Source organism: Flavobacterium gelidicaeli (assembly GCF_013294005.1).
Taxonomy (GTDB): domain Bacteria; phylum Bacteroidota; class Bacteroidia; order Flavobacteriales; family Flavobacteriaceae; genus Flavobacterium.
Genome location: NZ_JABSNK010000001.1, coordinates 63,398 through 88,581, shown reverse-complemented (window position 1 = coordinate 88,581; position 25,184 = coordinate 63,398). Strand labels below are relative to the sequence as shown.

At 34.5% G+C, this 25,184-nt stretch carries 26 protein-coding genes and 2 tRNA genes; 15 read left to right on the top strand and 13 right to left on the bottom strand.

Features of this window, described 5'->3' with window-relative positions:
• The first annotated feature begins 147 nt into the window (after positions 1–147).
• From HNP99_RS00420 to HNP99_RS00390, 7 genes are all read left to right on the top strand, one after another.
• Positions 148–1,059, top strand: coding sequence for an RHS repeat-associated core domain-containing protein (locus tag HNP99_RS00420; RefSeq protein ID WP_173850197.1), 912 nt, complete (start codon positions 148–150; stop codon positions 1,057–1,059).
• A gap of 68 nt (positions 1,060–1,127) precedes the next feature.
• A complete protein-coding gene (locus tag HNP99_RS00415; RefSeq protein WP_173850196.1) occupies positions 1,128–1,562 on the top strand; it encodes a hypothetical protein in 435 nt (144 codons plus the stop codon).
• Between the two features lie 319 nt (positions 1,563–1,881).
• Positions 1,882–2,769 (top strand): RHS repeat domain-containing protein, encoded by an 888-nt coding sequence (locus HNP99_RS00410; protein ID WP_371810410.1) that lies wholly within the window; start codon positions 1,882–1,884, stop codon positions 2,767–2,769.
• A gap of 11 nt (positions 2,770–2,780) precedes the next feature.
• Positions 2,781–3,170 carry a hypothetical protein gene (locus HNP99_RS00405; RefSeq protein ID WP_173850194.1) on the top strand — a complete coding sequence of 130 codons (390 nt, stop codon included), beginning with the start codon at positions 2,781–2,783 and terminating at the stop codon, positions 3,168–3,170.
• Positions 3,171–3,624: 454 nt separating this feature from the next.
• A complete protein-coding gene (locus HNP99_RS00400) occupies positions 3,625–4,032 on the top strand; it encodes an RHS repeat-associated core domain-containing protein (protein ID WP_254596798.1) in 408 nt (135 codons plus the stop codon).
• A gap of 60 nt (positions 4,033–4,092) precedes the next feature.
• Positions 4,093–4,437, top strand: a complete 345-nt coding sequence (locus tag HNP99_RS00395; RefSeq protein WP_173850193.1) for a hypothetical protein — start codon at positions 4,093–4,095, stop codon at positions 4,435–4,437.
• Positions 4,438–4,439: 2 nt separating this feature from the next.
• Positions 4,440–4,829: a hypothetical protein gene (locus HNP99_RS00390; protein WP_173850192.1), complete on the top strand. Its 390-nt coding sequence runs from the start codon at positions 4,440–4,442 to the stop codon at positions 4,827–4,829.
• Positions 4,830–4,983: 154 nt separating this feature from the next.
• Here the strand turns inward: HNP99_RS00390 and HNP99_RS00385 are convergent, their stop codons facing one another.
• Positions 4,984–5,436: a helix-turn-helix domain-containing protein gene (locus tag HNP99_RS00385; RefSeq protein WP_256434480.1), complete on the bottom strand. Its 453-nt coding sequence runs from the start codon at positions 5,434–5,436 to the stop codon at positions 4,984–4,986.
• A 187-nt stretch (positions 5,437–5,623) separates the two neighbouring features.
• Between HNP99_RS00385 and HNP99_RS00380 the strand changes: the two genes are divergently transcribed.
• Both HNP99_RS00380 and HNP99_RS00375 read left to right on the top strand, forming a co-directional pair.
• A complete protein-coding gene (locus HNP99_RS00380) occupies positions 5,624–5,941 on the top strand; it encodes an RHS repeat domain-containing protein (protein ID WP_173851000.1) in 318 nt (105 codons plus the stop codon).
• Positions 5,942–5,980: 39 nt separating this feature from the next.
• Positions 5,981–6,367: a hypothetical protein gene (locus HNP99_RS00375; RefSeq protein ID WP_173850190.1), complete on the top strand. Its 387-nt coding sequence runs from the start codon at positions 5,981–5,983 to the stop codon at positions 6,365–6,367.
• 1,485 nt (positions 6,368–7,852) lie between these two features.
• Here the strand turns inward: HNP99_RS00375 and HNP99_RS00370 are convergent.
• The 3 genes from HNP99_RS00370 to HNP99_RS00360 form a co-directional block, all read right to left on the bottom strand.
• Complete coding sequence (locus HNP99_RS00370; RefSeq protein ID WP_173850189.1) at positions 7,853–8,566, bottom strand: pseudouridine synthase; 714 nt, start codon at positions 8,564–8,566, stop codon at positions 7,853–7,855.
• 232 nt (positions 8,567–8,798) lie between these two features.
• A tRNA-Met gene (locus HNP99_RS00365) sits at positions 8,799–8,871 on the bottom strand.
• Between the two features lie 34 nt (positions 8,872–8,905).
• Positions 8,906–8,978, bottom strand: a tRNA-Met gene (locus HNP99_RS00360).
• Positions 8,979–9,095: 117 nt separating this feature from the next.
• Here HNP99_RS00360 and era point away from each other — a divergent pair.
• On the top strand, positions 9,096–9,977 hold the full coding sequence (era, locus tag HNP99_RS00355; protein ID WP_173850188.1) for a GTPase Era: 882 nt from the start codon (positions 9,096–9,098) through the stop codon (positions 9,975–9,977).
• Positions 9,978–10,309: 332 nt separating this feature from the next.
• Here era and HNP99_RS00350 read toward each other — a convergent pair whose 3' ends face one another.
• Positions 10,310–10,807, bottom strand: a complete 498-nt coding sequence (locus HNP99_RS00350; RefSeq protein WP_173850187.1) for a hypothetical protein — start codon at positions 10,805–10,807, stop codon at positions 10,310–10,312.
• A 106-nt stretch (positions 10,808–10,913) separates the two neighbouring features.
• Here HNP99_RS00350 and der point away from each other — a divergent pair, with 106 nt between their 5' ends.
• Complete coding sequence (gene der, locus HNP99_RS00345; RefSeq protein ID WP_173850186.1) at positions 10,914–12,221, top strand: ribosome biogenesis GTPase Der; 1,308 nt, start codon at positions 10,914–10,916, stop codon at positions 12,219–12,221.
• A 277-nt stretch (positions 12,222–12,498) separates the two neighbouring features.
• Here the strand turns inward: der and HNP99_RS00340 are convergent, their stop codons facing one another.
• The 5 genes from HNP99_RS00340 to HNP99_RS00320 form a co-directional block, all read right to left on the bottom strand.
• On the bottom strand, positions 12,499–13,308 hold the full coding sequence (locus tag HNP99_RS00340) for a TPM domain-containing protein (protein ID WP_173850185.1): 810 nt from the start codon (positions 13,306–13,308) through the stop codon (positions 12,499–12,501).
• A 1-nt stretch (position 13,309) separates the two neighbouring features.
• The gene (locus tag HNP99_RS00335; protein WP_173850184.1) at positions 13,310–13,747 is read right to left on the bottom strand and encodes a TPM domain-containing protein; all 438 of its coding nucleotides are present in this window, start codon (positions 13,745–13,747) and stop codon (positions 13,310–13,312) included.
• Between the two features lie 122 nt (positions 13,748–13,869).
• Positions 13,870–14,457: a LemA family protein gene (locus tag HNP99_RS00330; protein WP_173850183.1), complete on the bottom strand. Its 588-nt coding sequence runs from the start codon at positions 14,455–14,457 to the stop codon at positions 13,870–13,872.
• Between the two features lie 56 nt (positions 14,458–14,513).
• Complete coding sequence (locus tag HNP99_RS00325) at positions 14,514–14,846, bottom strand: MerR family transcriptional regulator (protein WP_173850182.1); 333 nt, start codon at positions 14,844–14,846, stop codon at positions 14,514–14,516.
• A 70-nt stretch (positions 14,847–14,916) separates the two neighbouring features.
• Positions 14,917–15,894, bottom strand: a complete 978-nt coding sequence (locus HNP99_RS00320) for a M23 family metallopeptidase (RefSeq protein WP_173850181.1) — start codon at positions 15,892–15,894, stop codon at positions 14,917–14,919.
• Between the two features lie 347 nt (positions 15,895–16,241).
• Here HNP99_RS00320 and alaS point away from each other — a divergent pair, with 347 nt between their 5' ends.
• From alaS to HNP99_RS00300, 4 genes are all read left to right on the top strand, one after another.
• Positions 16,242–18,878, top strand: coding sequence for an alanine--tRNA ligase (alaS, locus tag HNP99_RS00315; protein WP_173850180.1), 2,637 nt, complete (start codon positions 16,242–16,244; stop codon positions 18,876–18,878).
• A gap of 81 nt (positions 18,879–18,959) precedes the next feature.
• Complete coding sequence (locus tag HNP99_RS00310) at positions 18,960–19,736, top strand: hypothetical protein (protein ID WP_173850179.1); 777 nt, start codon at positions 18,960–18,962, stop codon at positions 19,734–19,736.
• An 11-nt stretch (positions 19,737–19,747) separates the two neighbouring features.
• Positions 19,748–20,701, top strand: a complete 954-nt coding sequence (locus HNP99_RS00305; protein ID WP_173850178.1) for a GSCFA domain-containing protein — start codon at positions 19,748–19,750, stop codon at positions 20,699–20,701.
• A 2-nt stretch (positions 20,702–20,703) separates the two neighbouring features.
• A complete protein-coding gene (locus tag HNP99_RS00300) occupies positions 20,704–21,324 on the top strand; it encodes a DUF4230 domain-containing protein (RefSeq protein WP_173850177.1) in 621 nt (206 codons plus the stop codon).
• 142 nt (positions 21,325–21,466) lie between these two features.
• On the opposite strand, the gene HNP99_RS00295 is transcribed toward HNP99_RS00300, so the two are convergent.
• From HNP99_RS00295 to HNP99_RS00285, 3 genes are all read right to left on the bottom strand, one after another.
• Positions 21,467–23,224 (bottom strand): aromatic amino acid hydroxylase, encoded by a 1,758-nt coding sequence (locus tag HNP99_RS00295; protein WP_173850176.1) that lies wholly within the window; start codon positions 23,222–23,224, stop codon positions 21,467–21,469.
• A 410-nt stretch (positions 23,225–23,634) separates the two neighbouring features.
• Complete coding sequence (locus tag HNP99_RS00290) at positions 23,635–24,762, bottom strand: esterase-like activity of phytase family protein (protein ID WP_173850175.1); 1,128 nt, start codon at positions 24,760–24,762, stop codon at positions 23,635–23,637.
• Positions 24,763–24,786: 24 nt separating this feature from the next.
• Positions 24,787–25,176, bottom strand: a complete 390-nt coding sequence (locus tag HNP99_RS00285; RefSeq protein WP_173850174.1) for a group III truncated hemoglobin — start codon at positions 25,174–25,176, stop codon at positions 24,787–24,789.
• Between the last annotated feature and the right edge of the window lie 8 nt (positions 25,177–25,184).

The window sequence follows — 25,184 nt, the reverse complement described above, 5'->3', positions numbered from 1 at the left end:
TTATAGCGCTAAGAAAAAACCGATCATTTAGGAAGTACTTCGTATATTAGCACCCGAAATGGAAGTATAAGCCAGCATGTTGAGTACATAGCCTTTAACTCTAGTTTTTATTGTTTTTTTTGAATCGTTGAATCTCATAAAATCGATTTGGGGGAGATTTTGTTTGAGGAGCATTCTAGCTCGTTTTCTTCGCCATACTTGTTTAACGGAAAAGAACTCGACCGAGAAACGAATTTGAGCTATTATGGAGCTAGGTATTTGGATATGAAGACTAGTTTGTGGTTGAATGTGGATCCGTTGGCGGAGAAGTTTTTTATGAACTCGCCATATATTTATGTAAGCCAAAACCCAATGAACCTTATTGACCCTACTGGAATGGGTGAAGAAACTGCTGGAATTGATCCTCCAACTGCAGAAAAAGTATATCAAACAGTTTTAAATTTATTACCTAAAGAACAACGAAAGACGGTCGAAACGGCGGTAAATAATTTGAAGAAGAATGTTAAAGATTTTGATTTTTCTAAATTAGCAATCGGATTTGAAAAGAGTGTAGGTTTTGAATCTTCCGCAGTTGTTAAAACAGAAGGGAATGCAATAACAGGAAATGTAGTATTTTTAGGAGGGGAAGATGCAGGTTATGTTTATAGTTATAATGGTGCTGAAATAGGTTTCGGGATAGAAAGTTCTGTTTCAACAGATGTTAATGCAGGTCTCGGTTATTTTTTAGCTTATAATCATTCAGGTGAGGGAGGACATAATTCATTTGACGGTGATTATGATTATTATAGAGGTGCAGTTGGTGTTTCAACAGGTTCTATAACTGCTGGAGTTGACTTTGGTGTTTCTGGATCTAGGACAATTGCAAAAGGAAGTGATTGGAGTGTATATTCAATGGGAGGATCATTTGGAGTAGGTATTGGAGTCTCTACGGGAATAGTTGGCGATGGTACAATAGGTAAAGGGAATGTTAAGTTTAATAAGGGGCAAAATATTGGTCAACCAAAGTCTTTTTTAGACAAATTAAAAAGTGTAAGTAAATTAATTAATCCTTTTCAATAAATATGAAAGTTTTTAAAATTATCATGGTAGTATTTTTTTGTGGCTTCTCCTTTTTTATGATATTCATTATGATTACTAATTTTTCTGGCAAGAAATATAAAGATGATAAAGATCTTTATTTTTCGAAGTCCTCTTTGTATTTTGAAGGACAAGTTTATGATTATAAGTATTTAGGAGGGGTTACAAGTTTGTTGTATATTAAGGTTGATTCAATTAAATTTCATTATAATAAATTAGATAAAAATGATGACTTTACTGGGATTTATGATTCTAAAAATGGCATTGCTATAGTCATTGCAATATTTGATTATCCCGATATAAGAGATAAGGTCATTAATTCAATTGACTTACCTTATGTAAAGACTAATTCAATTGATAAGAAATTATTTTACAAGTCATTAAAATTTAACGATAGTAGTAGTCTTCGACCATCAGGTGTTTATAGAAATTACTTAATTAAAGAAGAGAAAAAAAATAAAAATAAAAATTTCAAAAGATTTTAAAATATGAAAGTCAGGAAAAAATAGAGACCCCCCGCTCTTAGAAGAGTTCTTTTGAAAAATAAATTTGTCGTGTATGCTGTGCGAATGTCTCTGACTTCGCACCCATAAAGTTAAGCAAGTAAACAAAATAAAAAACCAAGTGTAATTGCTTGGTTTTTGTGTTTTATAGGGCTAAGAAAAAACCGATCATTTAGGAAGTACTTCGTATATTAGTACCCGAAATGGAAGCATAAGCCAGCATGTAGAGTACATAGCCTTTAACTCTAGTTTTAACTGTTTTTTTTAGAATCGTTGAATCTCATAAAATCGATTTGGAAAGATTTTATTCGAGGAGCATTCTAGCTCGTTTTCTTCGCCATACTTGTTTAATGGGAAGGAACTCGATCGCGAAACAAATCTTAGCTATTATGGGGCTAGGTATTTGGATATGAAGACCTCACTTTGGTTGAGTGTGGATCCGTTGGCATTATTCAATCCTACTTTTGAACACGAATTTTATTTTGATGGACAACATAATGGAGGTGTTTATAATTCTGGTAACCTTTCAAATTATAATTATTGCTATCAAAATCCAATTAAGTATGTTGACCCCAATGGAAAGCAAGCTGTAGCAGGAGCATTGTTAGGGGCATTTACAGAGTACGCTTCAATTATAGGTGGAAAAATGCTATTTGAAAATAAGAGTTTTACTCAAGCCAATGCAGAAATGAAATGGGGTGATGCGGGTAAAATTGCAATTGCAGGAGGTTTTGGAGCTGTTTCAGGTGTTGCAAAATTTGCAAAATGGGCGGGTACTTCTACTGGTAGAAAAATCATTGTAAAAATGTTAGAAATAGGGTTGGGAGCAATGGAAGATGTTCTTAAACAATATGTTGGTAGTGAAAATGGAGATATCGATTTAACTCAAACACTTATTTCGTCTTTAACAGACTTAGGGATGGGTTACCTTTTAAAAGGTACTAGCTTAGAAAAATATATTACCAAACAAGAGAAGATAATATCTAAAGCAGAAAGTAAAATAGCGAGAATAGAATCTTCAGGTATTGGGACGGTAAAAGGACAAGCTAAAAAAATTCGAACCCAAAATAGCATAATTGCTACTGCAACCAAAGAAAAAGAGGTGTATCAAAAGGTAAGTACTGTTTTAAATAAATCTGCAACTACAGGAGCTAGTACCATGACCACAGGGATTAATGAACACAATTAATAAATCAATCAATGTCTAATTTTTTTACTCTTAAATTTATCATTTGTATAGTTTGTAACATAAGTTTATTAACTACTTTGTTTGTCGGTTATAAAGATATAAACGAAAAAAAAGGAATGATTAAAAATCAAAAACCTGTTACTGTTAAGATTTTAGAAATTCATCGTGGTCGCAGTAGATCTAGTTGCAAAGTTGAATTTAAATATCAAATTTACGATAACATAGCACTTCCTTCAAATTTAAAAAAAGGAAGTACTAATAAATCAAACTTCTACTACGATAGTAAAAACGATATTATTTTTTCTAGTAATATTGGAGTTCATGCTCTAAATGTGATTGGAGTTTTATTCGTTCTTTCCCTGTTTTTATGGCTAATACCAAAAGAAAAATTCAAATGGTAATTCCCCCCAGCTGGCGCGAGCAGAAATAAGCTCAACGGCTAGCGCGATGCCCCCAGCTCTACGAAGAGTTCTTTAGAAAAGTAAATTTGTCGTGTATGCTGTGCGAATGTCTCTGACTTCGCACTCGCACCCACAAAGTTGAGCAAGCAAACAAAATAAAAAACCAAGCTTAATTGCTTGGTTTTTGTGTTTTATAGCGTTGAGAAAATACTGATCATTTAGGAAGTACTTCGTATATTAGTACTCGAAATAGAAGTATAAACCAGCATGTGGAGTAAATAGACTTTAACTATAGTTTTAATTGTTTTTTTGGAATCGTTGAATCTCATAAAATCGATTTGAAGCCATTTTGTTTGAGGAGCATTCTAGCTCGTTTTCCAGTCCGTATTTGTTTAATGGAAAGGAATTAGACTGAGAAACCAACCTTAGCTATTATGGGGCGAGGTATTTGGATATGAAGACTAGTTTGTGGTTGAATGTGGATCCGTTGGCGGAGAAAATGCCAGCCTATGGAGCTTATGTATATACGTTTAATAATCCTATTCGTTTTACTGATCCAACAGGAATGATTGCAGAACCGCCCGCTGGAGTTGATGCAGAAGATGGTGCTGTACATTCTGATGATAGTGGGAAATGGATATATGAAAAAGCAACTACTACTTGGAAAGGACAAAATGGAGCTAAGGATATTGGAAATACTATTGAATTAGATAATATAAATATTAAAGGTTATAAAAGTAATTATGTTTCCTCAGGGGAGTATGGACCAGATAAAGACCCAGATCATGCTTATTTGATAGCTGCAGCAGTTGTCTTGCCAGTACTGGCCGCTGAAGGAGCTGTCGCTGCTGCAGGCTCTTAGTTGTGGTCAGAAGGAGTAGCAGCTTTATCTCAAATAACTTGGAGCTCTGCGGGAATTAATATGGCATCTAATGCAACAGCTCAATATTTAGCTAATGGAAGAAGTTTTGGAGATATAAATATGGTTTCGACAGCTAGCTCAATAGTGCCTGGAATTGGCCCCGCAATTTTTGGAGAAACTATAGGGTGGACGCCTAATAATATTATGAAAGGTCAGGGATTTCAAACTCCAGTATCATTTAATAAATGGGCTGTTCAAGCAGGTTCTGCTGTTTTGAGTAATCGTTTTGCAAAAGCAAGTGATAATTATCTATCAGGTTCAGGTTTTGGAGAAGCGATGGTTAGGGAGTTTTTTAAAGGATTAGTAGCAGTTGGAGCAAATTCAGCACCACAAGGAATTAAGTAGTTATGAAATTAAAAACAAAAGCAATATTAGTTTTAAGTCCCTTAATTTTTATTTGTGTGTTCGCTTATATACGAACTCACAAATTTGAAAAAGAGTTTAAAAACAACGGTAAAATAACAATTGGGAGAATTGATTCTATTTTCACACCACCTAAATGGGCATCAACCGTTTATTTATTTTATTATGTTGATAATAAAAAACATACCTCTTTTGAAAGTGATACAAAATATAAAGCGACCAAAAGAGATATCGGTAAGTTTTATGAAATTAAATATTTATCAGATTCTCCAGAAATAATTAGAGTAGATTATTCAAAAAAAATTACAGACACTACTGCTATTTTAAAAGCGGGTTTTTCAAGAAAAGAAATAGGAAATTTAAAAGGGAATTGAACGATATAACTAGCTTACTCGAATATGCCTCCGATCGCTCGGATATGTCGACAATGATAGCGCAGATTTGCAATCTGTGCCCACAAAGTTAAGCAATTAAACAAAGAGAAATGAGTATAAAAAAACCGAGCAATTTGTTCGGTTTTTTGGTTCCTTAAAAATTCACTTTACCATCTAATAAATCCTTCATTCTTTTTTTAGTGAGCATTGAATTGATAATCTTAATTAGTGCATTCTTTTCATCTTCATCGAGTTGATTAATCAATAATATTTGTTGGTTAAGTTCATTGTTTTGTATGTCTACTAACCCACTTTCACTATCATTTAAAAGGCTATCAGCCGAGACAGCAAATACTTTCATTAGTCGCTGTACAATATTTATGCTAGGTAATAAATGACCATTTTCCATTTTAGACAAATGAGTAACATGAATATGTATTTTATCCGCCAATTCTAATTGGTTCATGTTGGCAGATTTACGTAATACTTTAATTTTTTCGTTGAACCCAGCTCTTCGAAGAGTTCTATAGAAAAGTAAATTTGTCGTGTATGCTGTGCGAATGTCTCTGACTTCGCACCCACAAAGTAGAGCAAGTAAACAAAACAAAAAACCAAGCGTAATTGCTTGGTTTTTGTGTTTTATAGTTTTAAGAAAAAACCAATAATTTAGGAAGTACTTCGTATATTAGTACACGAAATGGTTCTATTTCGCAACACGTAGAATACATAGCCTTAAACTCTAGTTTTTATTGTTTTTTTGGAGTCGTTGAATCTCATAAAATCGATTTGGGGAGATTTTATTTGATGAGCATTCTAGCTCGTTTTCTTCGCCATACTTATTTAATGGAAAGGAACTCGACTGGGGAACGAATCTTAGCTATTATGGGGTTAGGTATTTGGATATGAAGACCTCGCTTTGGTTGAGTGTGGATCCTTTGGCGGAGAAAATACCGAATTATGGCGCATATGTTTACACTTTTAATAATCCTATTAGGTTTACTGATCCTACAGGAATGATTGCTGAACCACCAATTGGAATGGATGCGGAAGATGGTGCTGTACATTCTGATAATAGTGGGAAATGGATATATGAAAAAGCAACTACCATCTGAAGTTGGCGCAAATAGTGCTCCACAAACATTAGATTAATTATGATAAAAAAGAAAAATGTAATTCCTTTATTATTTTTGTTAGCATTCTTTATTTTTCTATTGTATGGTCAAATACGAAGTTTAAGGTATGATAATGATTTAAAAGAAAGGGGTGTAGTAACAATTGGAAAAATTGATAGTATTCAAAAATTTCCTAAAAGGTCTTATTTATGGATTTCATATTATATAAGAAATAAAAAATACAGCTCCTCAGAAAATAATTCTTATATAGAAATAACAAACAAAAATATAGGTAGATTTTACTATGTAAAATATTTACCCAACTCTACTAATATTGTTAGAGGGGTTTATTCCGAGGAAGTTACCGATACAGTTGCTATTTTAAATGCAGGATTTTCAAGAGAAGAAATTGTGAACTTAAATTAGAATTAAGAATTCCGCGTTCCCGCATGAATCCTTTCGTGTGGCTTTTGTAACGGTAATGTAATTGTAAAGTTGAGCAAGTAAACAAAACACAAAAACCAAGCGTTGATGCTTGATTTTTGTGTTTTATAGTATTGAGGATAAACTGATCATTTGGGAAGTACTTCGTATATTAGCGCAAGAAATGGTAGCAGAAGCCTGCACGTTGAGTATGTATAACTTATTGTAGCCGTTTTATTTGATGAGCATTCTATCTCGTTTTCTTTACCGTACTTGTTTAATGGAAAGGAACTAGATCGAGAAACAAATCTTAGTTATTATGGGGCGAGGTATTTAGATATGAAGGCTTCTCTTTAGTTGAATATTGAGTCCGATTGCTTGGATATATACTAAATTTTTTCAAAATCAGTATCAAGGAGATATATAAACAAAAAATTCTAAGACGATGAGGTATATTAATATAAATGTCAATATGATTTATCTAGCATATTTTCTACTCTTAATAGGTTTTCTTGATCCGATAACAGTATTAGCATTCCTATTTGTGGCTTTGCTAGGAGTATTTATAAAATTATTATTTTTTAAATATTATTATTATTTTGAAGAATATGAATTATTTATTATAAGAAAACCAATGGAAATTATTATTTGTTTAGTTTCACTTTTGATTCTTTTTAATGATTTTAACTACTTAATTAATAGTTATGGTTTTTTTTATATTTCTATTTATTTTTTGATTTTTTTAATAGGTCACATTATTGGTTTGAGAAAAAAAATAATTTAATAACCTTGATATATCCGTAAAGGCTAATGCGAGTATCTAGTTAGTGCCCGTTCTACGAAGTGTTCTTATAATAAATAATTTTAACGAGTTTGCTTTGCGATTAGCTTTCACTTCGTGCCAACAAAGTTGAGCAAGTAAACAAAATAAAAAACCAAGAGTGATTGGGGGGGCACTGAAAAAGTTCCTAAAATGTAAAAAAACAAAAAAAGAACATAAGCAGTAATATTTATGCTCTTTTTTGCTGTTATAAACCTCTGTAAATTCAGAAAATTAAGTTTGAGAAAAAAAAGATTTCAAGTTAAATCAAACTCTTGTCTAATTGATTTTTTAATAAGTTTTTGAAAACTAGGGCTTTTTCAATGCTCTTTGTAAATGCTTGGTTTTTGTGTTTTGGAGTGGTTGAAAAAAATAATGCTCTAATAAAAACAGATGCCGTAGCCCAGATAGCAGCGGCATCCTTTTATTTTTTAGTTATAAAAATAAAAGATATAGCGAATAGCTGGAATAAGCTCCTAGAAAAAAGTTCAAAGTAAAAAAAAGGTAATTGACGGTTGCAGTAGGTTAGCTGTGCTAATATGTTACAAACGTTACTATTGTTAGAATGCTATCTTTGTAACGGGTAGTATTGAAATAGCTAACCAGTTTTTGAGGGTTATAATAGTTTTTTGGCATGCGAATTTAAAATTTAAAAATGCAATAATAACTTATAAACGGGTATTGGATTCATACTTACTCAAATCTAGATTAAGAATAGTGCCTACTTTGCTAAACTCTTCATTAATAATTGCATTCAAAATCAGTTGTTCATTTGTAATGGGATGATTAAAAATTAACTGATGGGCATGGAGCATCATTCCTTTAAGGTCGTAATTCTCTAGCCATAATTTATTTTGTTTGTTACAACCATGGGGGCGACTTCCTAAAATGGGATGGAAGATGTGTTTGAAGTGTTTGCGCAATTGGTGCATACGTCCCGTTTCAGGAATCGCTTCTACCAAACAATAGCGTGATGTTGGTTTATTATTAAAAGCTAAATCAATTTCTGTTTTTTGCAAACACTTAAAGTAAGTTATTGCATCTTGTGTTACATTGTCATCATTAGTTAAAGCATAATCAATCGTGAGTTCTTCTGGCGACCAGCCACGTAGGATTGCTAAATATTTTTTTTCGACTTCCCTTGACGCAAAGCGATCATTCATGATTTTTAATACTTCCTTATTTAACGCAAACAGTAATACTCCAGATGTTTTTCGGTCTAACCGATGAATAGGATAAACGTGTTGTCCTCCTATTTGATTTCTCAATTCTTGAATAGCATACACTTTTGCATCGCGTGCATAAAATGATTTGTGAACTAACAAACCGCTAGGTTTATTAATTGCGATAATATATTGGTCTTGGTATAGAATTTCTAACATTTGGCAAAAATAAAAGAGATTTCGATTAAAATCACTTTTATGACTTATTTATTTCTACACTTCAGTCTAAGAAGAGTTTTTGTAAAACGCGGAATAATTTTTTTCTGATTTTAAACTCGTAATGTTATCAAGTTAAAATTTCACTAGTCAACAGGTATTGTAATTGATCTTGGAATCAATTGAAAAAGTAATGTAAACAAAAAAGCTTCAGATTTCTCTGAAGCTTTTCTAGTAGCGGGAACAGGACTCGAACCTGTGACCTTCGGGTTATGAGCCCGACGAGCTGCCTACTGCTCTATCCCGCGATGTGCGTTTTGTAATCTCAATAAGGCTACTTAGTAGCGGGAACAGGACTCGAACCTGTGACCTTCGGGTTATGAGCCCGACGAGCTGCCTACTGCTCTATCCCGCGTTGTTTCGGGTGCAAAGATACAACGAAATTCGGCATTTGCAACAAAAATTTAAAAAAATGTTTTATTTTATCTATTGACTTGATATAACTACCTTTGCAAAATAAATAGTATATTAAATGTCACATAAAGCAGGTTTTGTAAATATTATAGGGAATCCTAACGTTGGGAAATCAACATTAATGAATGCCTTTGTTGGAGAACGATTATCAATCATTACATCCAAAGCACAAACAACACGTCACAGAATCCTAGGAATTGTAAACGGTGAAGATTTTCAAATGATCTTATCAGATACTCCTGGAATTATTAAGCCAGCATACGAAATGCAGGAATCGATGATGAATTTCGTAAAATCGGCATTCGAAGATGCTGATATTTTGATTTACATGGTCGAAATAGGGGAGCAAGATTTAAAAGATGAAGCGTTTTTTAATAAAATCATTCATTCTAAAATACCAGTATTGTTATTGTTGAATAAAATTGATAATTCGAATCAAGTACAATTGGAAGAACAAGTAGCGTTCTGGACTGCCAAAGTACCTAATGCCGAAATTTACCCAATATCAGCTTTAAAGAATTTTAATGTACCCGAAGTTTTTCAAAGAATCATTTCGCTTTTGCCTGAATCACCTGCTTATTATCCAAAAGATCAATTGACAGATAAGCCAGAACGTTTCTTTGTAAATGAGACTATTCGCGAGAAAATCTTATTGAATTATAGTAAGGAGATTCCGTACGCGGTCGAAATTGTTACCGAAGAGTTTTTTGAAGACGACAACATTATTCGCATCCGTTCTTTAATTATGGTGGAGCGCGAAACACAAAAAGGAATTATCATTGGACACAAAGGAGCAGCTTTGAAAAAGGTAGGAGTGGACTCTCGTGCCGATTTAGAAAAGTTTTTTGGAAAACAAATCCACATCGAATTGGTGGTCAAAGTAAATAAAAATTGGAGAAGCAACGCCAACATGTTAAAACGTTTTGGTTATAACCAATAAAATATATAATTTGTTAGCGTATCGGAATTCGATATTGCAATAATTTAAAAATCAGTAGTAGAATTTACTTCTAGTGCTGATTTTTTTTTGTTTCAAAGAAAAATTTTGCAATAAGTAATCACCACCATGGTTGAAAGATTTGGGCGTAATAAAAAGAACAATTTTAATTTGGGCGTAACCCACATAATCCCGATAACTATCCCGATAGTTATCGGGATTATGCGGGTCGGGCTATTCGTTTCAATCTTTTTTAAGGCTTAAAAAACAGCCTTAAAAAAGGATTTTCACTGCTATCCCTTACGCAAAACCGCAACAGATTTCAATTTTAGGAATCATGAAGCGATGATGTTTTCGAATAAAACTTCCAACTCTTTCATTTGATCGTTCCCGTTATGTCTTATTTGCCGTGCAATAAAATACAATAAAAACCAAGCAATAAACATTAAGGTAAGTACTAGGAAATCTGTGGTGAGTTCGTTTTTCAACACGTAATCAGAATAAAGTATTCCTAGGAAGATTAAAAAAACACCCGCTACTATAAAATGTAGAAACATAAAAAAACTCCACAGCACAGGATCAGGGCCAAACAAACCTCGAATATGGGTCTGGTTTTCAGTAGGAGTTTCTAATTCTAAGTGGAGGTGAGGAGAATAATATTCTTTTTGTAATCCTATAATATGTAACCACACATGATTTCCGCTAACTTTAATGTGGTAGTTATCGTCTTTAATTTGTGCAAAATGCTTGAATTTATCCAATAATAAATCCGTTTTTTCGGGTACGTCCTTATAAAAACGAAGCAGTAATCTTATTTCATTATCGACTTCCATAAGTACCATTTTTTAGAGTTAAATGTCAGTGAAAGTGCTAATATATCAAAAAAATTGATATTCACGCTTTTTACACTACCTTTGCAGAATATTTGAAAATTAGATTATGAATAACATTGTTGCGATAGTAGGAAGACCTAATGTAGGGAAATCAACCCTTTTTAATAGGCTGATACAAAGAAGAGAAGCTATTGTAGATTCAGTTTCGGGAGTTACCCGAGATAGGAACTATGGTAAAAGCGAGTGGAACGGAAAAGAGTTTTCTGTAATTGATACAGGAGGATACGTTCGTGGATCTGATGACGTTTTTGAAGGCGAAATCCGTAAGCAAGTAGAACTTGCTATTGATGAGGCTGATGTCATCATTTTTGTAGTTGATGTAGAAGAAGGTATCACTCCAATGGATGATGCTGTTGCTAGATTATTGCGTAAAGTAACTAAGCCAGTGCTTCTTGCTGTGAATAAAGTGGATAACGCCATGCGTGAGAAAGACGCAGTGGAATTTTACAACCTTGGTTTAGGGGAGTATTATACTTTTGCAAGTATTTCAGGAAGTGGTACAGGAGATTTATTAGATGCTTTAATTAAAGCATTTCCTGAAAAACCTGAAGTGGAAGAAACTTCAGACTTGCCTCGTTTTGCAGTTGTGGGTCGTCCTAATGCTGGTAAATCAAGTTTTATCAATGCATTAATTGGTAAAGATCGTTATATAGTGACTGATATTGCGGGTACTACTCGTGATTCTATCGATACAAAATTTGACCGTTTTGGTTTTGAATTTAACTTAGTAGATACTGCGGGAATTCGTCGTAAAGCTAAGGTAAAGGAAGATTTAGAGTTTTACTCTGTGATGCGTTCAGTGCGTGCTATTGAGCATGCCGATATTTGTATCTTAATTATTGATGCAACTCGTGGATTTGAAGGTCAAGACCAAAGCATTTTTTGGTTGGCTGAAAAAAACCGTAAAGGAGTTGTAATATTAGTAAACAAATGGGATTTAGTCGAAAAAGAGACGATGTCTACTAGAGATTACGAAGAAAAAATTAGAGAAGAGTTAATGCCATTTACTGATGTGCCAATTCTTTTTGTATCTGCTTTGACAAAACAACGTTTGTTAAAAGCGCTTGAGGCTACAGTTAAAGTATACGAAAGTAGACAACAACGTATTGCAACTTCAAAATTCAACGAATACATGTTGAAAGTGATTGAAGCATATCCGCCACCAGCTACTAAAGGAAAGTACGTAAAAATTAAATATTGTATGCAGTTGCCAACACCTACACCTCAGTTTGTGTTTTTTGCGAACATGCCACAATATGTAAAAGAACCGTACAAACGTTACCTTGAAAATAAAATTAGAGACAACTGGGATTTCTCAGGAGTTCCAATTGATATCTATATTAGAGAGAAATAAAAATTAAAAAATCCCGATGAAAATCGGGATTTTTTTTGGTAAAATTGCTTCTTAAAACTTTGTACAAATGCTATTTGTAAAAAGTCAAATTGTCAGTTCGAGCGGAGTCGAGAACCACTAAAGCATATCTATTGCGCTAGATAAGATAAAAAGTAGGTTATGCTATAGTTTGCTATTATTTAGGTTTTTTGAGTTAAAAAAGTACATTCAATATAATATTTTAGTGCTATAAAATAAAAAAAGCTGCATTTTGCAGCTTTTTTTTTAGATTGTATTTTTACCAGCTTCCTCCGGAGCCTCCTCCAGAAAAACCACCGCCACCGAATCCGCCACCGAATCCGCCGCCGCCACCAAATCCTCCTCCAGAAGATCCACCACCAAAACCGCCTCCGCCACCACGGCCAAGACTGCTCAGTAGGATGACGTCTAGTAAACTAGGGCCTCCGCCACCGCGATTTCCAGAGTTTCCGCCTCCTCCTTTGTTTTTAGAAACCAGCATGAGTATAATTATAACAATGATAATTAAGGGTAATAGCGGGAAATCACTCCCCTTATTACTTTGTTTTCGTTCTCCTTTATATTTTCCTTTAAAAACGTCAAAAAGTGCATCTGTACCTTTGTCTAGACCATTGTAATAACTTCCTGCCCTAAATTCTGGCAGAATTATATTTCGAGTAATCTCACCACCTATACCAGCTGTTAAACGGTCTTCAAGACCGTAACCTGGAGATATCCATATTTTTTTTTCCTCTTTAGCTAATAAAATAAGTACGCCGTTATCGTCTTTTGCTGTTCCGCCTATTCCCCATTCATGACCCCATTTTGGAGTAAGGATGCCTATATCTTCTCCTTTCAAGCTTTCAATAGTAATCACAACAATTTGGGTAGTTGTTGTATCTGCGTACTTGATTAGCTTTTCTTCTAACTGTGCCTTTTCTGATGCGCTCAACACATTGGCATAATCATAAACGCTAGTTTGTACATCCGGCTTTTTCGGAATCGTAAATTGTGCAAACCCTAATTGTGTTATGAAAAGTCCAATAAGCAAGAGTAACGATAAGGCGGTATTCTTTTTTTGTAAAATCATATTATCCTTTAGATATTTCGTTTGATAGTTCATTCGTATCATCTTCAGACGATGGGAAATGTTGTTTAAGCTCCTCTCCAGCTCTTAAAATTCCGTCAATCAATCCTTGTTTAAAATTCCCGTTTTTGAAATGTGCAATCATAACGTCTTTTGTGCTGTCCCAGAATGTATTGGTTACAATATCATTGATTCCTTGATCTCCACAAATAACAAACGTTTTATCTGCTACGGCTAAGTAAATCAAGACGCCATTTTTTAACTGCGTTTGATCCATTTTTAACTCATTAAAAACTTCCAGCGCACGATCATAAGGATCAAGTTTTGTTGTTTTTTCTAGATGCACCCTGATTTCTCCAGAGGTATTTTTTTCGGCCACACAAATTGCATCAACAATTTCTTGTTCTTCTTCAGGTGTTAAAAAATCTTCTACTTTAGACATGAGTTACTTTTTATGTTATAATTAATTTAAAACAATAAACCATTAAGAAACAAGATTCATTATTTCTTAATAATCTAAATTTCTTAATGGTTTATTTTAAAATCCTTTTTAATGGAGTTGTTTTAGAATTTTACTTCTACAGGTTTATCAGCACCTTCAACAGCATTAAAATAAGCTTTTTCTTTAAATCCAAACATTCCTGCAAACATGCTATTTGGGAATGTTTTGATGTGAGTATTATAAGGTCTAACTGCTTCATTAAAACGAGTTCTAGAAGTCAATATTTGATTTTCGGTACTTGCTAATTCGTCTTGTAATTTCAAGAAGTTTTGATTTGCTTTTAGATCAGGATAACGCTCTACGCTTACTAATAAACGGGATAGAGAGCTACTAACACCACTTTGAGCTGAGTTGAATGCTTGTAATTGTTCAGGAGTAATGTTTGATGGGTCAATAGTTACTTGCGTAGCTTTGGCACGAGCCTCAATAACCGCTGTCAATGTGCTTTTTTCAAATTCAGCAGCTCCTTTTACGGTGTTTACTAAGTTTCCTATTAGGTCATTACGTCTTTGGTAAGCTGTTTGTACATCTCCCCAAGATTGTTCTACATTTTGGTTTAATTCTACAGCAGTATTGTTAATTCCTTTAATCCAGCTGTACATTCCAATAATAACTACGGCTACAATAATCCAAGGCAAAAATCTTTTCATGTTTATTTTTTTTAATGTTTAATATTTGGTTTTAAAATTATAATCTAAATCCACTTTTAAAGTTGATTCTTAATGTTTGTTAACTGTGTTCGTACTGTTTCTAATTTTCTGATAATTTCAAATTTATCCAGTGTTTTCTTCTGACCTTCTTTCAAGTGTGTTTTTGCTCCTTCAAGCGTAAAACCTCTTTCCTTAACTAAATGATATATCAGTTGCAGGTTGGTCACATCTTCTGGAGTAAACATTCTATTTCCTTTAGCATTTTTCTTAGGCTTTAGAATATCAAATTCACTATCCCAAAAACGAATCAGTGAGGCATTGACATCAAATGCCTTAGCAATTTCACCTATGCTATAATACCTCTTGTCTTTAGATAGTTCAATATGCATTTTTTATATTTTAATTTTTTTAAACTTTATTTTCAAATAAATAGTGCTACTACTAACTCATTCCTGAATACTAGTCTAAAGACTGATTCTCTTGATTGGCTTGTTGCGAAATGGCCACATATTCCACAGCTGATATATTTCCGTAATAAAAATTAAGAGGATTCACCACTTTTCCGTCTTTATGAACCTCGTAATGTAAATGCGGTCCCTCTGATCTTCCGGTGCTCCCTATGTACCCTATAACATCACCACGTTTAATTTTTTGACCAGCTCTACAATTGTATTTGCTTAAATGCGCATACAGTGTTTCGTATCCATAACCATGCCTAATTACAATGTGGTTTCCATAACCTGATGCCGTATTGTCCGCACGAGCAACAACTCCATCTCCAGTAGCATAAATAGGAGTGCCAGTATTGGCTGTAAAGTCCATTCCTTCATGCATTTTACGCGCTTTAGTAAACGGATCTGTACGGTATCCAAAACCAGATGCCATGCGTTTCAAATTTTCATTTTTCACTGGCTGAATGGCAGGAATGGCAGACAATAATTTGTTTTTTTCTTTCGCTAATTTTAAAATATAATCTAAAGATTTAGATTGAATCGCCAGCTCCTTAGATAACACATCCACTCTTTTTGTGGTATTTAAAACCAACTGCGAATTATCATAACCCTCTAATGCAGCGTAACGATTATTGTTACTATACCCTGATTTTCTGTCTTCCTCAGGAATAGCTGTAGTATTAAAATACGTTCGGTACAAATTATTATCGCGATCCTCAATAGCGGTAATCACATTGTCTAGCTGGTCCATTTTTTTATTCAAAACGGCATAATTCAGTTTCAAATTTTCAATTTCACGCGCCTGAATCAAATCTTTTGGTGTTTTAAAGTACGGAGTGTTCAATAAAACCACAAAACTAATAAAACCAAAAAGCACTGAAGCCAGTAAAAACAAGGCTATGAAACCAAATTTCCTTCTTTTCTTAGTTTTAATTTTCCGATATGCTAGATTTTCAGAATCGTAATAATATTTTACTTTCGCCATATTTTAAAATACCCTATTTTTGCACCTTATAAAAAGGTTAGAACAACAAATTTAAGAAATGTTTCATTTGTTATCGCCTTTTTTTAGTAATAAATATATTAATGTGCCTATTCCAGCTATTCGTTTCAAGTTCTCGTCTTGAAATCATTTTTTCTACTGCGCTGGCAGGAGCTTCCTCCGGTCGCTCTGCCACCACAAGAAAAAAATAGATTTCAAAACTTCAAAGCTTTTCACTGCTATCTGGGGCAAGGTATGAGTGTACAAAGATTAAATAATGAAAAAAATTAAATGGATCAAACCACTAAAATTTTTAAATTATTCAATCTTTAAATTTTTAAATCAAAATAATGAAATCACAAGACGTACGTAAACAATTTCTAGATTTTTTTCAAAGCAAAGGACATTTAATTGTTCCCTCTGCACCAATTGTTCTTAAAGATGATCCAACCTTGATGTTCAATAACTCAGGGATGGCCCAATTCAAAGAATATTTTCTAGGGAATGCCACGCCAAAAAGCAATAGAATTGCCGATACGCAAAAATGTCTTCGTGTTTCAGGAAAACATAATGATCTAGAAGATGTAGGTTTTGATACCTACCACCACACCATGTTTGAAATGTTAGGGAACTGGTCTTTTGGTGATTATTTCAAAAAAGAAGCGTTGCCGTTCGCATGGGAATTCTTAACCGAAGTATTGAAACTAGACAAAGACCGTTTGTATGTTTCTGTTTTTGAAGGAAATGAAGAAGAGAACGTTCCTTTTGACCAAGAAGCATTTGATATCTGGAAACAATTTGTTCCCGAAGACCATATTATCCTTGGAAACAAAAAAGACAATTTCTGGGAAATGGGAGATCAAGGACCATGCGGACCTTGTTCTGAAATTCATATCGATTTACGTACCAATGAAGAAAGAGCTGCAGTAAGTGGAGCAAGTTTGGTAAATGCAGATCATCCTCAAGTAGTGGAGATTTGGAACAACGTATTTATGGAATTCAACCGTAAAGCCGATGGTTCTCTTGAAAAATTACCAGCACAACACGTAGATACTGGAATGGGATTTGAGCGCTTGTGTATGGCAATTCAAAACGTAACTTCAAATTACGACACCGATGTTTTTACACCGCTTATCGCTAAAGTTGAAGAGATTACAGGATTAAAATATACTTCTAACGAGATTAAGAACATTTCGGAGGAGCAAGATAAAACCAATATCGCAATTCGTGTCATTGTAGATCACGTACGTGCGGTGGCTTTTGCTATTGCCGATGGTCAATTGCCATCTAATACAGGTGCGGGTTATGTGATTCGTCGTATATTGCGTCGTGCTATTCGTTACGGATTCACATTTTTAGATACTAAAGAACCTTTTATTTATAAGTTGGTTGCTGTTCTAGCAGATCAAATGGGCGAATTTTTCCCAGAAATAAAATCGCAACAAAACTTAGTGACTAATGTAATTCGGGAGGAAGAAGCTTCTTTCTTAAGAACATTAGATCAAGGATTGCAATTGCTTGAAAATGTAATTAGCGAAACAAAAGGTAAAGAAGTAGCCGGAGCGAAAGCTTTTGAGCTTTATGATACTTTTGGTTTTCCAAAAGATTTAACAGCCTTGATTTTAAGAGAAAGAGGATTAGCGTTAGACGAGGCTGGATTTGATGTAGCAATGCAAGAACAAAAAGCACGTTCTCGCGCAGCATCTGAAGTTTCAACTGAAGATTGGTCTGTATTAGTTCCTGGAAACGTAGAAACATTTGTAGGGTACGATAAAACCGAAGCGGATGTAAAAATCACTCGTATTAGAAAAGTAGATTCTAAGAAAGATGGTGTTTTGTACCAAATCGTTGTTGATAAGAGTCCGTTTTATCCAGAGGGAGGAGGGCAAGTAGGAGACAAAGGAACATTGGTTTCGGCAAATGAGACCATCCAAATTATAGACACTAAAAAAGAGAATAACTTAATATTGTTACTAGCGAAGCAGTTACCTGAAAATGTAAATGCAAGTTTTGTAGCAAAAGTAAATACTGATTTAAGAGCAGCATCTGCTAAGAATCACTCGGCAACACACTTGATGCATTTGGCTTTACGTACCGTTTTAGGAACGCACGTAGAGCAAAAAGGGTCATTGGTAACGCCAAATAACCTGCGTTTTGACTTTTCGCATTTTGCTAAAGTAACTGATGAAGAATTAAAGCAAGTCGAAGATTTTGTTAATGCAAGAATTCAGGAACAATTGCCGTTAATTGAGCGCAGAGACATTCCTTTCGCGCAAGCGGTAGCAGAAGGTGCTATGGCTTTATTTGGTGAGAAATATGGAGATTCTGTTCGTGCAATAAAATTTGGCGACAGCATGGAATTGTGCGGAGGAATCCACGTAAACAATACCGCTGAAATTTGGTCTTTCAAGATTGTATCTGAAGGAGCAGTTGCAGCAGGAATTCGTCGTATTGAAGCGATAACTTCTGATGCGGTGAAGAAGTTTTATGCTACGCAAGAAGAATTGTTAAGCGAAATTAAAATTTCTCTTAAAAACCCACAAGACGCTTTAAAAGCAGTAGTGGCGCTACAAGACGATAACGCAAAATTGAAAAAACAATTAGAAAGCTTGTTGAAAGACAAGGCTAAAAACATGAAAGGCGACTTGGCTAAAGAAATCCAAGAAATCAACGGAATTCAGTTCTTGGCAAAACAAGTAGACTTAAATCCTGAAGGAGCTAAAGATTTGGCTTACGAATTAGGAACATTAGGAAATAACATGTTTTTAGTTTTGGCTACAGCCGAAGAAGGAAAACCAATGTTGAGCTGTTATATTTCAAAAGAATTAGTGGCAGATAAAAATCTAAACGCGGGACTTGTTGTGCGTGAATTAGGTAAATTCATTCAAGGTGGAGGAGGTGGGCAACCATTCTTTGCAACTGCTGGTGGAAAAAAAGCAGAGGGAATTCCAGAGGCATTGGTGAAAGCAAAAGATTTTTTGAAATAAAATAAAATCTTTTAGCGTCAATAACGGTCTTTTTTATTTTGTAGTTTCGCAATACAAATAGGACTATTGGTAAGTATAAGTATGAAAAAAGGGAGCTGTAGGTTTGGATATTTAATCGTTTTTTTAGTTGCCCTTATTTCCTGTTCAGGAGATAAGGAACAGGGTGGTAAACTGGTAAAGAGATTGGTTGAAACAGCAGAAAACGGAAAAGAAGAACCGACTCTTTTTACTTATCAGGACAATAAAATAGAAAGTATAGATGAGGTAAATTTTAAAACAACTTTTACCTACACTGACGATTTAATTAAAAAAAAGACCATTTTAAATAAAGCTTCTCAGTTGATAGAAACCGTTTATTATCGCTATGAAAATGAGCAATTAATTGAGGCTAAGTCTGCTAGTTATATCGTTAGCTATATTCACGGGAATGACGGCGTAGTGGCTTATGAAAAGTATCGAATAGGTACTGATTTAAAAGAAACTAAAGAATATCATGGACAGTTGTTTTTTAAGGCCGCCAACTTGGTAAAAGATATCCGGATTTCAGAACTGTCGGTTATGGGGGTTGTAGAAACTAAAACGTATGAATTTCAGTATGATACTAAAAATAATCCCTTTGCAGCGATAGTAAATTACAGTAAGTTATTAGATAACAATGAAAGGGCATCAAAAAATAATGTGATTATAACGACTATAGCTGATGAAAGTAAAGATGGAGATCAAATAGTGTCTTCGGCTTTGTTGTATATCAATAGTTATAAATACGATAATGAAAATTATCCTACTGAGCAAAATACAGACGATGTTGTTCCAAATAATGGAAAATCGGGTTCTTTAAAGACCGTATTTTTCTACTAGTAAAAAAAAATATGCAATTCAGAACCCAAATACCCATTTCTAAGAGTTATAATCCTATTGATTATGACGCAAAGATGGTGTCTTTGGGTTCTTGCTTTGCCGAAAATATGTCGGCTAAATTAGACTACTTTAAGTTTCAAAATACATGTAATCCGTTTGGAATTATATTTAACCCAGTTTCGATAGAGAAATTAGTGGATAGGGCAGTTAATAAAATATATTTTACTGAGAAAGATATTTTCTTCCACAGCAATATGTGGCATTGTTTCGAGATACATTCGGAACTTTCAAATCCTGATAAAGCTGCTTTTTTAATTTCGTTAAACAGATTAATTGATTTTACTAACCAGTATTTACAAGAAGCATCACACATCATTATTACTTACGGGACTTCGTGGGTGTATCGCTCCAATGAAAACCAAGAAATAGTTGCAAATTGTCACAAAATACCGCAAAAAGAATTTAGTAAAGAGGTACTTTCAATACAAACAATTCAGGAAAGTATTGCAAATACCATACAGCTAGTACAATCTATTAATCCGGCAATTCAATTTATTTTCACAGTTTCACCAGTACGCCATATCAAAGATGGTTTTGTCGAAAATCAGTTGAGCAAGTCACATTTAATAAGTGCACTACACGCTACTTTTGACTTTCGACTTTCGTCAAACATGAGTTATTTTCCTAGTTATGAAATCATGATGGATGAACTTCGTGATTATCGCTTTTATAATGCAGACATGTTGCATCCCAATCAAGTAGCTATTGATTATATTTGGGAGCGATTTGGAGCAACAACTATTGCTGAGGCTGCTCATGAAACGATGGAATCGGTAGCAACAATTCAGAAATCATTGCAACACCGACCTTTCAATCCAGCATCGGAAAGTCATCAAAAATTTGAAGCCAACTTAAAAGTTAAAATAGCTAAAGTGGTTTCACAATATTCATTTATGAAATTTTAATTATGTTAAAGCGATTTTTTATTTTTATAGGTTTGATAGGAACAGTATTCTTGCTGTTCAAATTTTGTGATTTCAAGAAAGCAGACGATGCTACAACTATAGACAGCGCTGGCTTGATTCAGCAGCAAATCCTGAACGTAGGAAAGCTTATTGTAACCGAAGGACATTTCTCTGAAGTAATTACCTATAAAAATCAAGAGAAATACTTGATGGGGATGGTGAGTTTTGACAAAAAAGCCTTAGTAGTTGTCAATGCTGATGTAACGGTAGCTTACGATTTACATAAAATGAAATACGATATTGATGAAGCGAATAAAACAATTTCGATCGTTTATATTCCAAAAGAAGAAATAAAAATCAATCCAGATATTAAATTCTACGATGTAGAACAAAGCAAGTTGAATCCATTTACGGGTGATGATTACAACAAAATCAACAAATCAGTAAAAGCGAATCTAGCGAAGAAGATTGAAGGGTCTACTTTAAAATCCAATGCTCAAAATCGCTTAATAAGTGAATTGTCACAATTATTAATTACGACCAAAAATTTAGGTTGGACGTTAAAATATGAAGGGAAAGTTATTGCAAATGATAAAGAGCTAGATCAACAAATTAAGTTGTAAATAGTTTAACGCTATATGAACTGTTTTTTATTTTCTTAGGATATTTTTAAAATTAAAAACCGCAAATTGGCTAAACTATTTAGCAAATTTGCGGTTTTTATATTTATTCAATTCACATCAATTAGCGAATCAATCGGTCTTATTATGCGTTGGCTTTTTCAAAAATTAAATCTAGTCCACCACAAATTAAATGCGCTACTTCGGGTCTTTTTAGTTTTTGTGTTTCGAGATAAGCAACAACTTCTTCCATTAAAAACATATCGTTGCGTTCCTGTAGCAGTTCGGCGATTTCTACAGAAAGCAACCAATCTTTTGGATGGTTTTGTTGCAGATCTCCAAAAATCACAACCAAGGAAGATGTGGTGTCTTTACTCTCTCTAATCATTCGAACAGATTGATACAAAACCTCCAGATCATCACGTTCTGCGCTTTGTTGTGCTTTTATTGTCGTGCTAGAAGGCATGTGTGTAATCAAGTCAAAACTATTCACATCAGCGGGTCCAGAGAAAGCCGAAACTACTTTTTTACCCACAGCCATGTCATAAACGCCCCATTCCGGTTGGAACAAAATCGTTTCTCCATGGGTAACGGTACAATTTTTAAAACGAATCAAGATAATTTCACCCTGTAAGTTTCTAGAACCCGTTACGATTTCGCCCTCAACAACAACTCCTCCTTCAAACTCTAATCTTACCGTTTTAGATTCAAGTATATCATAAGCAAGCAAGTCTTTCGGACTCATGTCTTCTATAGCTAAGTTGATGCCTTTTAGTTTCCCAATCGGACTACCAAAACCTTCAGGATGCGTCAAAGTTCCGTGCCCTACCAATTCTTTTTCGCGTGAAGCGAGCGCTGTTTTTCCGGTCGATTGTATGTAAATTGGTTTGCCTTCATGTGCAATCACATTGGTGAAAACACCCGAAATTTGCAATCCAGTACTCAATTCAATCGTTCCAAGAGCAGCTGAATTAATCAATTTCTCAATTCCAGACAAACCACCAGTGCGCAAAGCCATTTTATTAGCAAATTCCTCTAAAACCAAATTCAAATAAGCAAAAGTAGGAGTTACATACAGTTGTGGCTGTAGTTTTGTAATATCAAAACTTTGGTAAGCCGCCGATATATCGTAAGGTATTTTTCTTACTTCTTGCGTCATGCAGTGCGCACTTTCTCCTATAGATGAAAGTAATCCAGCACCATAAATTTTAGGATCTTCAACCGTACCAATCAAACCGTATTCCACGGTCCACCAGTGCAGGTTACGTATTTGAGCCATTTCAGATAATTCTCCCATATTGTTTTGCAAGTCCTCCACTGCTTTTTCAGCAGCGTCAATCGTCGCTTGTGGCGTTCCTTCGGCCTCTTTTACAATCGATAAAAGTCGAATTGCCTCGTACATCTCGTAATCCTTGCTTGACGAAATCGCCTTGCAACCTATCTCTCCAAAACGGCGAAGATATTCCGCATATTCAGGATTGGCAATAATAGGCGCGTGCCCAGCACCCTCGTGAATAATATCGGGAGCAGGCGTGTATTCTATATGTTCGAGTTGACGAATATCTGATGCAATCACTAAAACGTTATACGCCTGAAACTCCATGAATGCATTAGGCGGAATAAAGCCATCCACAGCAACAGCAGCCCAACCTATTTCGGTCAAAATGCGGTTCATACCATACATACTGGGGATATTATCAATCTGAATTCCGGTTTTTTTCAAGCCCTCTAAATACGAACTATGTGCTACTCGCGAAAGATAATCTACATTTTTACGCATTACATAGCGCCAAACTGCCTGATTAATAGGCGTGTAATCGCTATAATCTTGAGCTTTAATAAATTGCTTTAAATGTTTGGGTAATCGGTCTAATAAGGGATTACTTTCAATAGTTGCATTCATATCTAAAACGTTGTAGTGGTGAGCTACAAAAGTACGAATTATAGAAGCTATTTCCCGCTTTTCATTACAAGTTTTTATTGAGCCGTTTGTTTTTCTAAAGTTTCTAAAAGAGCTTCCTGCGGTCGCTTTTTATAAACTAGAAAAACCAAAAAACGGCTTGCATAAAAAGCTTTTCATTGCAATCGCGGCTAGGGAGTGGTGGTAAAAGGTAGGATTAGATAATTATACACTCAAAGTAATTGCAAGTAATTGCCAATGATGAAGCAAAGCAATCAAGCTAAAAATTTACAATAAATAAACTATTGGAACCGAAATGCTGAGTGAGATTGCTTCTTTCGTCGCAATGACAAAGTGAAAAAAAATCCGCAACAAAACGGTTGCGGATCTCTAATGTTATTTATAAAGGTAAATTACTCTATTTCAAAAAGCAATACTTGCGTTTTTTGTTTGTCAGAGAAATTGTTATCAGTCACAAAAAGTAATGACTGCTTGCCATTGGCTAATTTAGGACCAAAAGTAATTCCTTCTATATTGTCTGTAAAAATTCCTAAATCGTCCATATTCAAAATTAATTTTTTAGGAGCGACAGTGAATTCTTGATTTTGTAATGAATCTATGTTTTTTATATCAGTCGCTTTCGATAAATCGCATAAATACAATTTTATGGTGCACGCTTGTTTTCCTACGGAATACGAACGCTCTAAAACGAATAAATGATTGTCATCATAAAATTGAATCGACGATATTCCGTTTACGGCAAAGCCAGTGTGTGGGTTGGGTTCATGAGCAATAGGGTCTAAAAGGTAGGCGTATTGGGCGGTGTTTTTTCGTGATTTAGCATCAAATTTAAAGATACGGATTAAGCCACCTTTAGTTGTTGTTGCTTCAGTGTCGTCTTCGTATAAAGGTTCTTCAACGTTAGTGTAAACAACACTGTAATCTTTGTTGAAAGTAATTCCCTCAAGCACCCCATTGCTACGTGGCCCTTTTTCCTCTTTTTGCATGTTGAGGTTACTGGGTAATTCAAATGCGTTACTGTAATCTCCGTTTAGTTTTGCATACTGCAAAGACGGATTTTGAACAACCGCAAAATCTTTGGCAATTACTCTAGCGCCTTCACTACTCCAAACTACTGATTTTGTTTTTGGGTTATAACGCATCTCTTCAGGATCTATAGAGCTATCAGGATATTTTTCCCAGTTTGCGTATTTTTGACCAGCCTCATTTTTTAAAGAAACTACATTTTGAAAAGCAATATGGTTTAAGGTGTCTGCAGTCAATTGAATTTTGGCGGTATAGAAACGCGCATCATTATAAACGGATCGATCATCGCAAATAAAATAATATAAATCATTTTTAGCATCATAATCTACACTTGACAATCCGCCTACAACGGTATTTTTGAATTCTTGATTAAAAGGCACTTCAATTGTGTTGATGTATCTTAATGTTGGATTTTGGTTTGCTGTCGTTGCAGGTTTAATGCTAGAACAAGAGATGATCGCGAAAGCTAAAAAAGCAAGGAGTAATTTACGCATGAGGTATTGTTTTTAGTTTAAAGACTAGTTATTTTTGGCTGCGTCTCTAAAATAGTTGATTTTATAATTAAACATTTCGGCCATGTTTTTAGCACGTAATTTAGCTTCATCGGCAATTGGCCCTTCAAATAAAGTATCTACTGTAGCTACAAAAATTTTCATCCATCGGTCAAAATGTTCTTTGTCTACGGGTAAATGTTTGTGTGGTGGAAAAGGGCTGCCAGAATAAGAATGGACTTCCAATAAAATAGTTTGCCAAAAATGGTACATTTTTTCTAAATGCTCTGGCCAGCGGTTGCCTATTTTGTTATTAAATATAGGGCCTATAAAGTCGTCTTTTTGAACTTTGTCATAAAAAGTATCAACTAATAATTTAATATCATCGAGTGTGGATATATCTGCTTGTGTTATCATAATTGGGT

Excerpts from the sequence above, each read along its gene's own strand:
- HNP99_RS00415 (WP_173850196.1), top strand. The coding sequence starts at position 1,128 with ATGATTACTAATTTTTCTGGCAAGAAATATAAAGATGATAAAGATCTT.
- HNP99_RS00405 (WP_173850194.1), top strand. The coding sequence starts at position 2,781 with ATGTCTAATTTTTTTACTCTTAAATTTATCATTTGTATAGTTTGTAAC.
- HNP99_RS00400 (WP_254596798.1), top strand. The coding sequence starts at position 3,625 with ATGAAGACTAGTTTGTGGTTGAATGTGGATCCGTTGGCGGAGAAAATG.
- HNP99_RS00395 (WP_173850193.1), top strand. The coding sequence starts at position 4,093 with ATGGCATCTAATGCAACAGCTCAATATTTAGCTAATGGAAGAAGTTTT.
- HNP99_RS00390 (WP_173850192.1), top strand. The coding sequence starts at position 4,440 with ATGAAATTAAAAACAAAAGCAATATTAGTTTTAAGTCCCTTAATTTTT.
- HNP99_RS00375 (WP_173850190.1), top strand. The coding sequence starts at position 5,981 with ATGATAAAAAAGAAAAATGTAATTCCTTTATTATTTTTGTTAGCATTC.
- HNP99_RS00370 (WP_173850189.1), bottom strand. The coding sequence starts at position 8,566 with ATGTTAGAAATTCTATACCAAGACCAATATATTATCGCAATTAATAAA.
- era (WP_173850188.1), top strand. The coding sequence starts at position 9,096 with ATGTCACATAAAGCAGGTTTTGTAAATATTATAGGGAATCCTAACGTT.
- HNP99_RS00350 (WP_173850187.1), bottom strand. The coding sequence starts at position 10,807 with ATGGAAGTCGATAATGAAATAAGATTACTGCTTCGTTTTTATAAGGAC.
- der (WP_173850186.1), top strand. The coding sequence starts at position 10,914 with ATGAATAACATTGTTGCGATAGTAGGAAGACCTAATGTAGGGAAATCA.
- HNP99_RS00340 (WP_173850185.1), bottom strand. The coding sequence starts at position 13,308 with ATGATTTTACAAAAAAAGAATACCGCCTTATCGTTACTCTTGCTTATT.
- HNP99_RS00335 (WP_173850184.1), bottom strand. The coding sequence starts at position 13,747 with ATGTCTAAAGTAGAAGATTTTTTAACACCTGAAGAAGAACAAGAAATT.
- HNP99_RS00330 (WP_173850183.1), bottom strand. The coding sequence starts at position 14,457 with ATGAAAAGATTTTTGCCTTGGATTATTGTAGCCGTAGTTATTATTGGA.
- HNP99_RS00325 (WP_173850182.1), bottom strand. The coding sequence starts at position 14,846 with ATGCATATTGAACTATCTAAAGACAAGAGGTATTATAGCATAGGTGAA.
- HNP99_RS00320 (WP_173850181.1), bottom strand. The coding sequence starts at position 15,894 with ATGGCGAAAGTAAAATATTATTACGATTCTGAAAATCTAGCATATCGG.
- alaS (WP_173850180.1), top strand. The coding sequence starts at position 16,242 with ATGAAATCACAAGACGTACGTAAACAATTTCTAGATTTTTTTCAAAGC.
- HNP99_RS00310 (WP_173850179.1), top strand. The coding sequence starts at position 18,960 with ATGAAAAAAGGGAGCTGTAGGTTTGGATATTTAATCGTTTTTTTAGTT.
- HNP99_RS00305 (WP_173850178.1), top strand. The coding sequence starts at position 19,748 with ATGCAATTCAGAACCCAAATACCCATTTCTAAGAGTTATAATCCTATT.
- HNP99_RS00300 (WP_173850177.1), top strand. The coding sequence starts at position 20,704 with ATGTTAAAGCGATTTTTTATTTTTATAGGTTTGATAGGAACAGTATTC.
- HNP99_RS00295 (WP_173850176.1), bottom strand. The coding sequence starts at position 23,224 with ATGAATGCAACTATTGAAAGTAATCCCTTATTAGACCGATTACCCAAA.
- HNP99_RS00290 (WP_173850175.1), bottom strand. The coding sequence starts at position 24,762 with ATGCGTAAATTACTCCTTGCTTTTTTAGCTTTCGCGATCATCTCTTGT.
- HNP99_RS00285 (WP_173850174.1), bottom strand. The coding sequence starts at position 25,176 with ATGATAACACAAGCAGATATATCCACACTCGATGATATTAAATTATTA.